This is a genomic window from Plantibacter sp. RU18 (assembly GCF_050613355.1).
Lineage (GTDB): Bacteria > Actinomycetota > Actinomycetes > Actinomycetales > Microbacteriaceae > Plantibacter.
The window spans coordinates 877,750-890,451 of sequence record NZ_CP159618.1; the positions used below are offsets into that span (position 1 = coordinate 877,750).

Consider the following 12,702-nt stretch of genomic DNA (forward strand, 5'->3'; position numbering starts at 1 on the left):
CCCTAACCTTCAGGATCCAATCCGATCTCGCGATTCCGAATACGAGGTCGAACGTCAGGCACTGATGCCGCCTGCGGCAGGAAGCCTCGGTCTGATGGCGAGGCACCCCTGTGCATGCTCATCTCGACGCTTGCCCTTCAGCGTCAAGGCACGAGTGAGGCACTCCGGGTCAAGCCCCGTGGAGTGGTGTAGCCGTGTGTCCTTCGATTCGTTGGGTTAGGCGCTGAGGGCGAGTTCTGGTTCGGGCACCTCGGTTCCGGTGTCGGGGACGATGGTGAGGCGGCTCTTGGCGAGGATGTCGAGTCCGAGGTAGCGGCGTCCCTCGGCCCATTCATCGGTCTGTTCGGCAAGGACGGCGCCGACGAGCCGGGTGATCGCGTCGCGATTGGGGAAGATGCCGACGGAGTCGGTGCGGCGACGGATTTCACGATTCAGGCGCTCGTTCGGGTTGTTCGACCAGATCTGCTGCCAGAGCCCCTCGGGGAACCCGGTGAACGCGAGGATGTCGGCGCGGGCAGCGTCGAGGTGTTCGTGAGCTGCGGGCAGTTTCCCGTCGACGTAGTCCAACAGCCGGTCGAACTGGGCGTGGACGGCGTCGGCGTCGGGCTGGTCGTAAACGGAGTGCAGCATAGCCTTGACCGCGGGCCAGAGACTCTTCGGGGTCACCGACATCAGGTTCGCGGCGTAGTGGGTGCGGCAGCGTTGCCAGGCCGCGCCGGGGAAGTTCGCGGCGATCGCCTCGACCAGACCGCGGTGCGCGTCGGAAGTGACCAGACGAACCCCGGTCAGACCGCGGGCGACGAGGTCGGCGAAGAACGTGTTCCACGCCGCCCCGGTCTCCGACGTGGCCACCCGCAGGCCCAGGACCTCGCGGCGCCCATCGGCGTTGACCCCGGTCGCGACGAGAACAACGGCGTTGATGACGCGTCCGCCTTCGCGGACTTTCATGGTGAGAGCGTCGGCGGCGACGAACGTGAATGGGCCGGCATCACCGAGCGGGCGGTGTCGGAATTGGTCAACGTGCTCGTCGAGGTCCGCAGCCATCCGGGACACTTGCGACTTCGACAACGAGTGAATCCCGAGGGTCTTCACGAGTTTGTCCATGCGGCGTGTGGAGACGCCGGCGAGGTAGCAGTCCGCGACGACGGTGATCAGGGCGGTCTCGGCGCGTTTGCGGCGCTCGAGGAGCCACTCCGGGAAGTAGGTGCCAGAGCGCAGCTTCGGGATCGCGACATCGATGGTCCCGGCGCGGGTATCGAGGTCGCGGTGCCGGTAGCCGTTGCGTTGGACGGTGCGACCCGGGGTGGGTTGGCCCCACTCGGCGCCGATCACCGCGTCAGCGTCGGCAGAGAGGAGCGCGTTGATCATGGTTTGCAGCAGCGACCGCATCAGATCGGGAGACGCGTCGGTCAGGGCTTCGCCAAGAAGGTGTGCAGGGTCGACAATATGTGGAGCGGTCATCGTGATGATGCCTTTCGAGTGGAGGTTAGAGACTTCTCGAAGGAGTCACACGGTGACCGCGCTCACGTCCAAGACCGAGCCGGCCACCGCAGGCTACACCACCTTATGGGGCACTACTGCACTCCGCCCCGATGCGGGCTCCGTGGGAGTGTTGCGAGGTGGTAATCCGCGCCTTGGCAGCGTCTCACGGTGCCGGCTTCCTCTGGCAACGATCACGCCCAGTTATCGCAAACGATTGCCTGCGGATGGACCCACAAGTTCTCCATCGTCTGTGAGGAGTTCGGTGGAGAGAAAGCGACCTGCAAGAACTGCGATAGCTCCTGCGTCGCGAAGCCGCCAGCATGCGCGTGCGCACACGCACCCTCGAGGACGATGCAGTCTGGGTCCTAGGACCCGACTGGGGTCCCGCTCCTCAACAACGAGAATTGGATCTTCCAGGAACGGCGAACGAGCGCGAACGAATAGCACCTCGCACCGCCCGCCGCCCCGGCCGGCACCTCCGAGCGCTGAACTCGACGAACGCGGCCTCCCGGCAACGCTCATCAACGCACCATCTCGCACGCTCGCTTCATGCGCGAAGTCCGCCGAGCACCGGGCCGCCATCTGGGTTGGATTCTCGCGGAAATTCGCTGCCGTCGCGCCTCCTGCGGCGTCGCGGCGTCTGGACAATCGGGTGTGACCAGCCTTTTCCTGTAGACGCATACCCCCGTTCGTGTTACACATGACTCATCTGAGGCAGATGTGGACGGCACCGTGTTGATCCAACGCCCCTCCGTGTGAGGAGGCGACGTCATGTCACAGCTCCGCTCCCAATCCAACCGTCTGCTGCTCGCCGGTCTGGCGCTCGGCGCCGTCTCCGTCGTGCTGCTCGGCGGCTCCGCGCAGGGGGCAACCACGATCGACGGCCCCATCGGGCTGGGGACCGCGGCGCCCTTCGGCGTGCTCGCCGGTAGCACGGTGACCAACACGAACCTCACCACGATCACAGGTGATGTGGGCCTCAGCCCGGGTTCGTCAGTGACCGGTTTCCCGCCGGGCATTATCGTCGGCACCACCTCCGTGAGCGACGGCGTCGCAGTGCAGGCAAAAAACGACCTCACCACCGCGTACACCACCGCAGCGAGCCTGACTCCCGGCACCACAGGACTCACCGAGCTCGCGGGACTCACCCTCACACCCGGCGTCTACTCAGGCGGTGCGCTGCTGCTCAGCGGCGACCTCACACTCGCAGGCACTGCGGAATCCGTGTGGGTGTTCCAAGCCGCCAGCACGCTAACCCTCGCTCCCGGCGCTCGGGTGTTGCTGGAAGACGGCGCCAGCGCCTGCAATATCTTCTGGCAGATCGGCACCTCAGCAACCCTTGACGCCGGTGCCGCTTTCTCCGGCACCATCATGGCCGACCAGTCGATCACCGCCGTCACCGGCGCGACCGTCGAAGGTCGCCTCCTCGCCAAGAATGCCGCGGTCACACTCGATAACAACACCATTACCACCCCAACTGGTTGCGACGCGGAAGGCGGAACTGTCACCACGAGCCCGACCATCACCTCCGAGGCGCCACCAGCCGCGACCGTCGGCGCCGCCTACAGCCACACCGTCACCGCGACCGGAACCCCGACCATCGGCTACATGGTCACCGCCGGCAGCTTGCCTCCGGGCCTTGTCCTCGACGAGACCACGGGCGCAATCTCCGGAACACCGACGATCGCGGGCACCTACACCTTCACCGTCACGGCCGATAACGGCACCGCGCCCACCGCTTCCGCTGACTACAGCCTCATCGTGAGTGTCCCCGTCTCGACCACCGCTGGCGGAGCCTCTGAAGCAACCGGGGCGCCCACGCTACCCGCGACGGGATTCGACCCGCCCGAGCTCGTCGGCTCAGCATTCTTGCTGCTACTCGCTGGCACCGCCCTTGTCGTCCGACGGAAGCACTCCGCCTAGTCATCACAGCGGAGGCTCAACCAGAGCTCAGACCGACGGGGTGCGCTTGCGTCGCCCCGTCCCGACGCAGCTACATCAGTTTTTACGAACATCGATCAGCTGGAATCCCGCCGACTGCATGGCGAAACCGTGCTGGACGACCGGCGATCATTGTCGGTGTATGGGGGTGGCATGCTCATCGATGTTCTCGAATACGGCGTGAACACGGGCGACCAGGTGAAGGGTTGCTAGGAAGCCGTCACCGCTCAGATGGCGCATCTGAAACACGGGCAGATCTAGCCTGGCATCGGAGGAAAGGTATCCGTGTCACGCGAGTGAGGTCGCATCAGTGACGATCATGGCTCGAGGTTCATCCTTCGACACCTGACAGGGGCAGCTATCGCCTCGGTCGTAACAGCGGGCGGGGTGCGCGTGCCGGGTAACTGCCGGGGAGCGCGAGCCTTATGGCCACTCAGCGGCTCGGAATGGACTCTAGCGATCAGGCCGCCACAAGCCTTGATTCAGGGGGCATCGGACAAACTGCCTACGATCACGTAAAGCCACCGAAGTCCCGGGCTGCCACAGGGTGCCGCGGCCAGCTTCGCGCACGAGTATAACGGACCGTAGGCAGCAGAGCTCGCAATGCGCGGGCGGTCGCGCCGCCCTGCGCGACAGTCGGACAGCTGCCCATCTGCGCGGCCGTGACAACGTATACAGGCACGATCCGGCGGCATAACAACCAGCAGCAGGATCGTGAATGCAGATCCAAGGGCGAGGAGGAGGGCGCTGCCCGCGACCCCGGGGAGAACATCGACACCGATGGTTGCCAAAGCGCCAGAATTGCTCCTGTCGGAACCCGTGGATGCAGCGTGGGTGGCCCCATCGGTGATGCGCAGCTCGTAGGCGGGACTTTCCGCAGTCAACCCTCCATCGCTTGTGGCGAGGACTGTGTAGGTGAAACTCACTTCTCGAGGGGATGACCCAGACCTCGTCCCTAGGGAAGGTCGACAACGATCCGTTCACCCCGGCGGCTTGAGACCGCAGACGGAAGAGCCGAAGGATATTGGTAGTCGGCTGATCCGTGCTGACGGAAGGATTACTCTTTCGGATCCCAGCTTGGGGTCACGCCTCCTCCTGTGGGCGGAGGTCGCGGTCCGTCTGCCGGGGGATGCGTGACAAGCCCGGAAGAGGCTGGGATAGTTGCATGATCAAGCGCCTCTCATCAATCGTCGCTGTAGCGGTCGCTGTCGCGCTCGGAGCGACCAGCTGCACGGCACCCCGTTCTGTTCCGAGCGCGTCAGCGAACCAGTTGGCCTCCGTCGTCGAGATCCCTGACTCGCCGTTGGGCGAGGTCACGACCTGGGCGCTGGCCATCATCCAGGGCGAGACTGACGTGACCGTCACCGACATCGAGGAGCGCTTCGCGCCCGAGGCGATCGCGCAGATCGGCACGCCGGCCGATCTCGTGGCGGCGTTCGAGTCACTGCAGACCCTGGCACCCTACAAGGTGCTCGAGTACCAGAAGAGGGGCGCCACCGCAGGCACGCGTGTCGAGGCAGGAGGCAACGCGTACATGCTCAGCGTGAGTCTCGACGATGCTGGCTTGCTCACGAGCTTCGCCGTGCAGGCGGCACCGGAAATCCCCGAGCCTGCCGCAAATTGGGATGAGCTCACGGAGCGCATCGAGGAGATCGGGGCACCCGTGGCAGTGTCGGTGTTCGACGTCACTAGCGGCGACGTCACTGACCCAACTTTCTCGGGTGGTGACCTCAAGGGAGCGCAACCGTCGGGCTCGATGTTCAAGCTCTTCGTGCTGCTCGCGGTCGTCGACGCCGTCGAGCAGGGCACGCTCACCTGGGACCACACGCTCATCCTGTCCGATGCCACGCGCAGCCTGCCAAGCGGGGTGCTGCAGAAGGAGCCAGATGGCACCGAGGTGACCGTCGAGGAGGCCGCGCTCGGCATGATCTCGATCAGTGACAACACCGCCGCCGATCTGCTGATCGAGGCGGTGGGCGCGGCTGCCGTCGACGCCCAGATCACCGAGCACGCGCCCGATGGCGCCGACCGCACGACGCCGCTGCTCTCGACGCGGGCCCTCTTCCAGATCGGATGGGGTGACGAGACCCTACGGGGGCAGTGGGCCGCCGCCGATGATGCGGGCCGCGAAGCACTACTGAAGCGGGTGGCGGCCGCGCCACTCACGACGTCGGTGACCGATGTGACCGTGCCTGTGTGGGAGGACGATCTCGACTGGTTCTTCTCGGCCGCCGATCTTGCCCGCGCGCATCTCGCGCTCGATCAGGCAGGAGACACTGAAGCCGGTGCTCCGCTCGCGAGAATCCTCACAGCGAACCCTGCACTCGAGACGGCCGACGACTGGGACTCCGTGGCGTTCAAGGGCGGTTCATCGATCGGTGTCATGGGTGGCAGCTGGCTGCTGAAGGATGCCGACGCAACGTACGTCGTGGTTGCACAGTCGGCAACCCACTCCGACGACGAATACCTCGCACAGTACAGCGTGCTGTACTTGGGCATGAATGCCGCGGTGCTGCTCGCGGACCACTGATACCGGACATTCCTGCCGGAACGGTGTCGTTCGCAGCACTCGCAGACGCTCATCATCACGTCGGTTCAGCCGACGCTCAAGGCCGAGCAGCCAGCCGAAGAGGAGCGGGCGTCGTTCGTCTACGGCCTAAAGCGCGAGGTTTACGACTACATGAAATTCTACCCTCTCGGCGCCGAACGCGGACACCCACAGGCGGGCTTACTTAGGCAGGATCGTGGGTGCGGCGCTGCCGCCGCTCGAACTCCCAAACGGTCGTAACTAAACGTTATCCGCGCATCGGCTGGCAATGGGCACAATCTGGTGTTGAAGGCTGATGGGTCCGTGATCGCTTGGGGTCAGAACGAGGGCAGGTGGGCCACTGTTCCGGCGGCTGCGATGAGTGATGTGACCGCGATCTCGGCCGGCACCTTTCATAATTTGGCCTTGAAGGCTGACGGGCCCGTAATCGCCTGGGGCTACGACGCGGTCGAGCTGACTGCTGTGCCGGCGGCCGCGATGAGTGATGTCACCGCCGTTGCTGCTGGCCTGCACAGTTTGGCGTTGAAGGCGGATGGGTCTGTGATCGCCTGGGGTGACAACTCGTACGGGCAAGCTACTGTTCCGGCGGCTGCGATGAGTGATGTGACCGCGATCTCAGCCGGCGGTGGACACAGTCTGGCCATAAGAAGCCAGCCTGCCCCCGCGCCGGTGTTCGGGGCGACTTCTCCACCAGCGTTGGCCACGGTCAGTGAGCCGTACTCGTACACGTTCACCGCATCCGAGAACCCCACGTTCACGGTTGGTTCCGGGACCCTCCCGGACGGTCTGACGCTGTCGCCTGAAGGCGTGCTCTCCGGGACTCCGACCCGCGAGGATGATTTCACGTTCACTGCTGTCGCGACTGGTTCCACGCGCACTACGGCAGAGACGGCACCGATCACGATCAAGGCCGATGAGGTGCCCGTGTTCGTGGAGGACAGCCCACCGGCGAGTACTTCCAAGGGTGTCGCCTACGCCTACACGTTCCAAGCCGTGGGCAACTCGGTGTCGTACTCGGTCACCGCTGGCACCCTTCCTGCAGGACTGACACTCAGCCCTACAGGGGTGCTTACTGGGACGCCTACTGAAACCGGATCATTCTCGTTCACGGTCCTCGCCACAAGCGATGGAGGGCTGACCTCCGAGAGCTCCGCGCACACGCTGCGAGTTGTCGCTGACCCGCCCCCGGGCGGCAACGGTAATGGCGGCACAGGCGGCGGTGCAACCACGAACCCCACCACCGGGAACGCGGGTGCTCTCGCGGCCACCGGTGTTGACGGGCTTCCGTGGATCGCCGGCAGTGTCCTGCTGCTCCTTGCTGCTGGGTCCGCACTCACGATCCTCAGCCGCAAACGCCGCGCACGACTGGCGCAGGAACTACACGACGCCTAGGCCCGTTTGTGTTTGTTGCGGGGGCTTGAGGAACCGTTCTGGTTTCCGCAAGCCTCTGTGACTTCACAGATTCGCGCAGCATCATTTCGGAAACAACCGCGCCGCGGCCGAGTGAAGCGCCCTGAGTTTGTTGGAGACTCCTGACCTTGGAAACGAGGATGGAGTCATGGTGTCGAATCAGGGATCTGGGAAGCCGACGGCGCGTCGGTATTCACCGGAAGAAAAGGCCGCCGCGGTCCGGATGGTGCGGACGCTGCGGGCAGAGCTGGGGACCGAGCACGGGACGGTGCAGCGCGTCGCGACGCAGCTCGGTTACGGGATCGAGTCGGTGCGGACCTGGGTGAAGCAGGCCGACGTCGACGACGGGCACGTCGCGGGTGTGAGCACGGCGGAGGCGCGTCGGGTGCTGCGGGAGCTTGAGCAGGAGAACCGCGAGTTGCGGCGGGCGAACGAGATTCTGAAGCGGGCAGCGTCTTTCTTCGGGGCGGAGCTCGACCGCCAACACCGGAAGTAGTCGCGTTCATCGACGCGAACAAGAACGACGTCGTCGAAGGTCGCCCGCTCGGAGTCGAGCCCATCTGCGCACTCTTGCAGGTGGCTCCGAGCACGTATTACGCCGCGAAAGACCGCGCTCCGTCGGCGCGATCACTCAGCGATGCTGCCCTCACGCCCGAGCTTGTCACGCTCTGGGAAGACAACTATCGCGTTTATGGTGTCCGCAAGCTCTGGAAGAGCGCCCTCCGCGCGGGGCTCAGTATCGGGCGAGATCAGACGGGCCGGCTGATGCGTGCTGCGGGCATCGAGGGAGCGACGAGGTCGAAGCGAGTGAAGACGACCAGGACCGACCCGGCCTCGGCGAGGTATCCGGATTTGGTGAAACGAGAGTTCACCGCAACAGCCCCGAACCGGCTCTGGGTGACGGATCTGACGTTCGTGCCGACGTGGGCGGGCGTTGCCTACGTCTGTTTCATCATCGACGCGTTCAGCCGGATGGTCGTGGGGTGTTAGCGCCGAGCTAGAACGGACCCCTTTGCGCCGGTCTGGGGTGGACCCCTCTTCGTTGGTTGAGCTTAGTTCTTCTCTGTCTGCTTGATGAGGTCGCGGCGGCCGTGGGTGCGGTAGGAGTCGCCGGAGAGGGTAAGGACTTCGGAGTGGTGGACGAGGCGGTCGATCATCGCTGCCGCGACGACGTCGTCGCCGAACGTCTCACCCCAGCGGCTGAACGGGAGGTTCGAGGTGACCATGATCGAGCCTTGCTCGTAGCGAGATGCGACGAGTTGGAAGAACAGGTTCGCGGCGTCCTGGTCGAAGGGGATGTAGCCAATTTCGTCGATGATGATGAGTTTGTAGCGGCGGATCTTCTTCAGCTCGGCCTCGAGCTGCCCCTGGTGGTGGGCGGCCGCGAGTCTCGCGATCCAGTTGTTCGCGGTGTCGAAGAGGACGGAGTATCCGGCGTGGGTGGCTTTGACGCCGAGCCCGATCGCGAGGTGCGTCTTCCCGATCCCGGGCGGGCCGAGCAGGATCACGTTCTCTGCTTTCGCGACGAACGTCGACGTCGCGAGGTGCGCGAGGACGTCTTTACGCAGAGACGGGAGGTGATCGAGATTGAAGTCCTCGAGGGTCTTGACTGCGGGGAAGTGCGCGGTCCGGATCCGCATCGTCGTCCCGGCGGATTCACGGTCCGCGAGCTGGCGTTCAAGGACGGCTGCGAGATATTCCTCATGCGCCCAGTTCTCGACCCTGGCGCGGTCCGCGAGGTCTTCCCAGACCCGCCCGATCGTCGGGGTCTTGAGAGCTCTGGCGAGATAGGCGATCTTGGATGCAACCTGCTCGGTGGTCTTCGGAATAGGAGCGTCGATCGTGCTGCTCTTGGAGGTCATCGTGCTTCTTTCTCGTATTCGGTTTTGGTGGTGAAATCGACGCCGAATAAGGCGTCGTAGTCGGACAGCGCCCGAAGTTGGACCCGATGCCCGTCCGGGTGCTCACGAACCCCGGAGGGCTTGGGCCGTTGGTAGTGGGCGCGTAGCTTCGCCGCCGCGGTGACGTGCCCGGGATCGGTGATCGTCATCCCGTTGCGCAACGACCGGGCATGCCGTCCCGCGGCCTGTCCGGCGCAGGAGATCGTGACGTCATCAAGCGTCGCGCGAACATCGACGAATCGGCCGATGAACCGAGGATCGACGGAATAGTCGTTCCCATCGAGACGGACGTAATAATCCCGGGCCAGTCTGATCCGATGCGTGAGACCAGTGACAGGGGGCTTCGCCGGAAGTGGGAGCATCGCCGCCCGGTCAGGGACAGCGAGCTCGACGGGACGGGCAGCGATCGCACGGACCTTCCGCTGATTCGCTCTGGTCTCCAACCAGGTCGTCATCTGGGCGTTGAAGTCATCTCGGTCTTGGAAAATCCGGCCGGGCAGGAACGAGGTCTCCAGAAAGCGGTTCGCGCGCTCGACGATGCCCTTCGTCTCCGGGTCTCGTGGCGGGGCCAAACGCAGCCTGGTCGCCAGCGTCCCCACGAACGTCGCCGCGAGGACGGTGGGCTTGCCCAACCCGCCGATCGCAGCCTCTCGATCCCAGAGCAACGATTTCGGCACCCCGCCGAACCTCTGCAGCAGCGACCACATACCCGCAGTGAGATCACCGCCCTGCCGAGACGGCAGCATAATCGCCTCGATCCGCCTGGAGAAGCCGGACACCATCACCAACACCGGCAAGACACGATCCTGGCCCCCGCCGACGGGAACTCGCGCCTCAGGGAACCACAGATCACACTGGATCACCTCACCCGCCTGATACGAGAGCCGATCCGCGGGATCGATGCCTTGATACTCCGGCCGCAGCTCAGACACCCGCTCCCGAAACAACGACGGCGAGAACGTCCAACCGACACGCTCCGCGATCACCGTCGCCGGCATCTTCGGATACTCCATCAACAGCGCACGGATCTGCGGCACGAAGACATCGATCTTCGAACCCCGCGGACCCCGCGACCGATCCGGCGGATCCTCACCCCGCAACGCCCGACGGACCGTGTTCCGCCCGATCCCAAGATCCCTCGCGATCTGCTTGATCGGAACCTTCTCAGAACGATGCAACCGCCGAATCTCTGCCCACGTATCCACTGAAATCATCCTCCTAGCTTGAGCTAGGGGGTCCAATCCAACCTGGCGCTACAGGGTCCGTTCTACTTCGGCGTCAACACGTTGCTTCATTCCGAGGGAATACCGGCGGATGCGTGTCTGCTTCTGTGCATTCAATCCGACTGTGGCAAGCACCTGATCGATGCGTTTGTCAAGCCCCGGGTTTGGTAGAGGCTCGGTTAGACCCGTTCCATCACGGTGATGGTGGGCAGTTGCGTGTAGAAGTTGTTCTCGGCTTCGACGGGTGGGATGTGTCCGATCTCGCCGTGGAGTCGGCGGTGGTTGTACCAGTCGATGTATTCCGCGACCGCGATCTCGAGCTCGTCGATCCCCTTCCACGGGCCGAGGTTGCGGATCAGTTCGGCCTTGAATAGAGAGTTCAGCGCCTCGGCCATCGCGTTGTCGTAGCTGTCGCCCTTGGACCCAACCGAGGCGACTGCTTCTGCCTCAGCGAGGCGGTCGGTGTAGCGCACGGCACGATATTGGACTCCGCGATCCGAGTGGTGGACAAGTTGTGACAGGTCCCGGCCGGCACGCTGCCGCGTCCAGATGCCCATCTCGAGAGCATCGAGGGCAAGCTCGGTGTGCATGGTTGTGGAGAGCTGCCAGCCCACGATCCGGCGGGAGAACACGTCCAATACGAACGCGGCATACACCCAGCCGGAGAACGTCCGAATGTAGGTGATGTCCGCAACCCAGAGGCAGTCCGGTGCCGGTGCGGTGAACCGTCGGTCAACGAGGTCCCCCGGACGATCCGTGAATGGCCCAGGGATCGTCGTGCGTGGCCCCTTGGCCCGCGAGATCCCGCGGAGACCCTCCCGACGCATGAGCCGCTCGATCGTGCACCTGGCCACCCGGTGGCCGTCGCGACGCAGCTGCGCATGGACCTTCCGGACGCCATAGACGCCATAGTTCGCTTGGTGCACGGCACGGACCTTCACCACGGTGTCCTCGTCACTGACGGACCGCTGCGAGGGCGGCCGAGACCGCGCGGCATAGTACGTCTGCGGGGCAATCGGCAGTTCCCTGCAGATCGGCTCGACCCCGAACTCTTCCTTGTGTTCATCGATGTAGGCGATCATCTGCTGTGTGGGCGGTCGAGCTCCGCCGCGAAGAAAGCCGACGCGCTCCGCAAAATCGCGTTCGCCCGCCGCAACTCCCTCACCTCACGCTCCACCTCGACCAGGCGAACCGCAGTATCAGTGGACGTCCCCGAACGCAGACCCCCATCGACCTCGGCGCGCTGGACCCAGCCACGCAACGTGTCCGACGGGACACCAAGCTGCCGGCCGATCCTGGTACACACACCACGGCGGCCCCCATCCGCATCACGCGCCTCGAACACAAGGCGCACTGCACGCTCTCTCAATTCCGCCGGGTACTTCCTCAAAGCTGGCATACTCCTCATCCTTTCAGGACGATCAGAGTCTCCATCAAACCAAGGGCAAGACAGTTCGAGGGGCGCGCGTGCTGCGCGCGCCGCAATATGGAGGTGTTGTTGCGCAGTCATCCCGGGGTGAAGGCCACTGGATTCGAGGAGCACCCCGACAGACGCGCTAGGGCGCGGGAGCTGCGCATATGTGAGATCGTCAAAGCGTGCAGAGCCCGCGTTGGCGCGCGTCAGGCCAAGCAGGACTTTGATTGTGGTGGTTTTTCCCGAGCCGTTCGGACCGAGCAGCGCGGTAACCCGGCCCGGTTTGGCGCTCAAGGTCACGTCCTGAAGCACCTGGTGGCGGCCGTAATGTTTCGTGATTGCGGTAAGGCGGATTGTCGTCATGGCAGCGGCTTACCGCTAGCCGAGGCAGAGGACGATGCTGGCGAGACTGACGGAGCACACCCAGCAGCTAACCAAGCTGGCGACGTTGCATGAGCGACCGCCACCGGAGTTCTGCGTGACGGTGGACTCCTGGAGGGAGAGGACGTAGTTCATCGCGGTTCCTTTCAAATGTGATCAGCAGAAAACGAAGCTGATGCTGCTTCCGCAGAGGGCGAGGCTGGCGGTGCTGGTCACGGTGCGGGCCTCCGATTTCTCGGCAAACTTCAGTGTCTGGAGATTGAGAAGATGGGACATTGTTGTTCCGTTCTGTAGCTGGTGAGGCAGGTTCAGGGGGGATGTTCGAAGGGTTAGCACACGACGGAACTCGTGGTGCTCCAGCAGAAGGCCCAGCTCCAGGTGCTTGGTCCACGGCTGCCGGCT

Annotated in this window: 9 protein-coding genes, 3 pseudogenes and 1 other annotated feature; of the genes and pseudogenes, 5 read left to right on the top strand and 7 right to left on the bottom strand. The window is 64.3% G+C overall.

Annotation, left to right across the window (positions count from 1 at the left end):
- Positions 1-216: 216 nt before the first annotated feature.
- Positions 217-1,461: an IS256 family transposase gene (locus ABMA10_RS04195; RefSeq protein WP_431030682.1), complete on the bottom strand. Its 1,245-nt coding sequence runs from the start codon at positions 1,459-1,461 to the stop codon at positions 217-219.
- 792 nt (positions 1,462-2,253) lie between these two features.
- Here ABMA10_RS04195 and ABMA10_RS04200 point away from each other — a divergent pair.
- The 5 genes and pseudogenes from ABMA10_RS04200 to ABMA10_RS04220 all read left to right on the top strand — a co-directional run.
- The gene (locus ABMA10_RS04200; RefSeq protein ID WP_431031244.1) at positions 2,254-3,405 is read left to right on the top strand and encodes an ice-binding family protein; all 1,152 of its coding nucleotides are present in this window, start codon (positions 2,254-2,256) and stop codon (positions 3,403-3,405) included.
- 1,183 nt (positions 3,406-4,588) lie between these two features.
- Positions 4,589-5,953 carry a serine hydrolase gene (locus ABMA10_RS04205; RefSeq protein WP_431030718.1) on the top strand — a complete coding sequence of 455 codons (1,365 nt, stop codon included), beginning with the start codon at positions 4,589-4,591 and terminating at the stop codon, positions 5,951-5,953.
- Positions 5,954-6,220: 267 nt separating this feature from the next.
- A pseudogene (locus ABMA10_RS04210) lies at positions 6,221-6,289 on the top strand (hypothetical protein); the annotation flags it as partial.
- Positions 6,290-6,328: 39 nt separating this feature from the next.
- Positions 6,329-7,363, top strand: coding sequence for a putative Ig domain-containing protein (locus ABMA10_RS04215; RefSeq protein WP_431031245.1), 1,035 nt, complete (start codon positions 6,329-6,331; stop codon positions 7,361-7,363).
- 166 nt (positions 7,364-7,529) lie between these two features.
- A pseudogene (locus tag ABMA10_RS04220) lies at positions 7,530-8,365 on the top strand (IS3 family transposase); the annotation flags it as partial.
- Between the two features lie 68 nt (positions 8,366-8,433).
- Here ABMA10_RS04220 and istB read toward each other — a convergent pair.
- From istB to ABMA10_RS04250, 6 genes and pseudogenes are all read right to left on the bottom strand, one after another.
- Positions 8,434-9,243, bottom strand: coding sequence for an IS21-like element helper ATPase IstB (gene istB, locus ABMA10_RS04225; RefSeq protein WP_347868871.1), 810 nt, complete (start codon positions 9,241-9,243; stop codon positions 8,434-8,436).
- Positions 9,240-10,496 (bottom strand): IS21 family transposase, encoded by a 1,257-nt coding sequence (gene istA / locus ABMA10_RS04230; RefSeq protein ID WP_347868913.1) that lies wholly within the window; start codon positions 10,494-10,496, stop codon positions 9,240-9,242. The genes istB and istA overlap by 4 nt, the downstream gene beginning before the upstream one ends.
- Before the next feature lie 188 nt (positions 10,497-10,684).
- A protein-coding gene (locus ABMA10_RS04235) for an IS3 family transposase (protein WP_431030710.1) occupies positions 10,685-11,904 on the bottom strand; the annotation gives its coding sequence in 2 pieces (ribosomal slippage) (positions 10,685-11,625 and positions 11,625-11,904; 1,221 coding nt in all).
- Positions 11,513-11,626, bottom strand: a sequence feature (AL1L pseudoknot). Its footprint overlaps the gene before it by 114 nt.
- A gap of 78 nt (positions 11,905-11,982) precedes the next feature.
- A pseudogene (locus tag ABMA10_RS04240) lies at positions 11,983-12,282 on the bottom strand (ATP-binding cassette domain-containing protein); the annotation flags it as partial.
- A gap of 15 nt (positions 12,283-12,297) precedes the next feature.
- On the bottom strand, positions 12,298-12,435 hold the full coding sequence (locus tag ABMA10_RS04245; RefSeq protein ID WP_347867326.1) for a hypothetical protein: 138 nt from the start codon (positions 12,433-12,435) through the stop codon (positions 12,298-12,300).
- Positions 12,436-12,456: 21 nt separating this feature from the next.
- Positions 12,457-12,576 (bottom strand): SapB/AmfS family lanthipeptide, encoded by a 120-nt coding sequence (locus ABMA10_RS04250; RefSeq protein WP_414693624.1) that lies wholly within the window; start codon positions 12,574-12,576, stop codon positions 12,457-12,459.
- Between the last annotated feature and the right edge of the window lie 126 nt (positions 12,577-12,702).

Excerpts from the sequence above, each read along its gene's own strand:
- ABMA10_RS04195 (WP_431030682.1), bottom strand. The coding sequence starts at position 1,461 with ATGACCGCTCCACATATTGTCGACCCTGCACACCTTCTTGGCGAAGCC.
- ABMA10_RS04200 (WP_431031244.1), top strand. The coding sequence starts at position 2,254 with ATGTCACAGCTCCGCTCCCAATCCAACCGTCTGCTGCTCGCCGGTCTG.
- ABMA10_RS04205 (WP_431030718.1), top strand. The coding sequence starts at position 4,589 with ATGATCAAGCGCCTCTCATCAATCGTCGCTGTAGCGGTCGCTGTCGCG.
- ABMA10_RS04215 (WP_431031245.1), top strand. The coding sequence starts at position 6,329 with ATGAGTGATGTGACCGCGATCTCGGCCGGCACCTTTCATAATTTGGCC.
- istB (WP_347868871.1), bottom strand. The coding sequence starts at position 9,243 with ATGACCTCCAAGAGCAGCACGATCGACGCTCCTATTCCGAAGACCACC.
- istA (WP_347868913.1), bottom strand. The coding sequence starts at position 10,496 with ATGATTTCAGTGGATACGTGGGCAGAGATTCGGCGGTTGCATCGTTCT.
- ABMA10_RS04245 (WP_347867326.1), bottom strand. The coding sequence starts at position 12,435 with ATGAACTACGTCCTCTCCCTCCAGGAGTCCACCGTCACGCAGAACTCC.
- ABMA10_RS04250 (WP_414693624.1), bottom strand. The coding sequence starts at position 12,576 with ATGTCCCATCTTCTCAATCTCCAGACACTGAAGTTTGCCGAGAAATCG.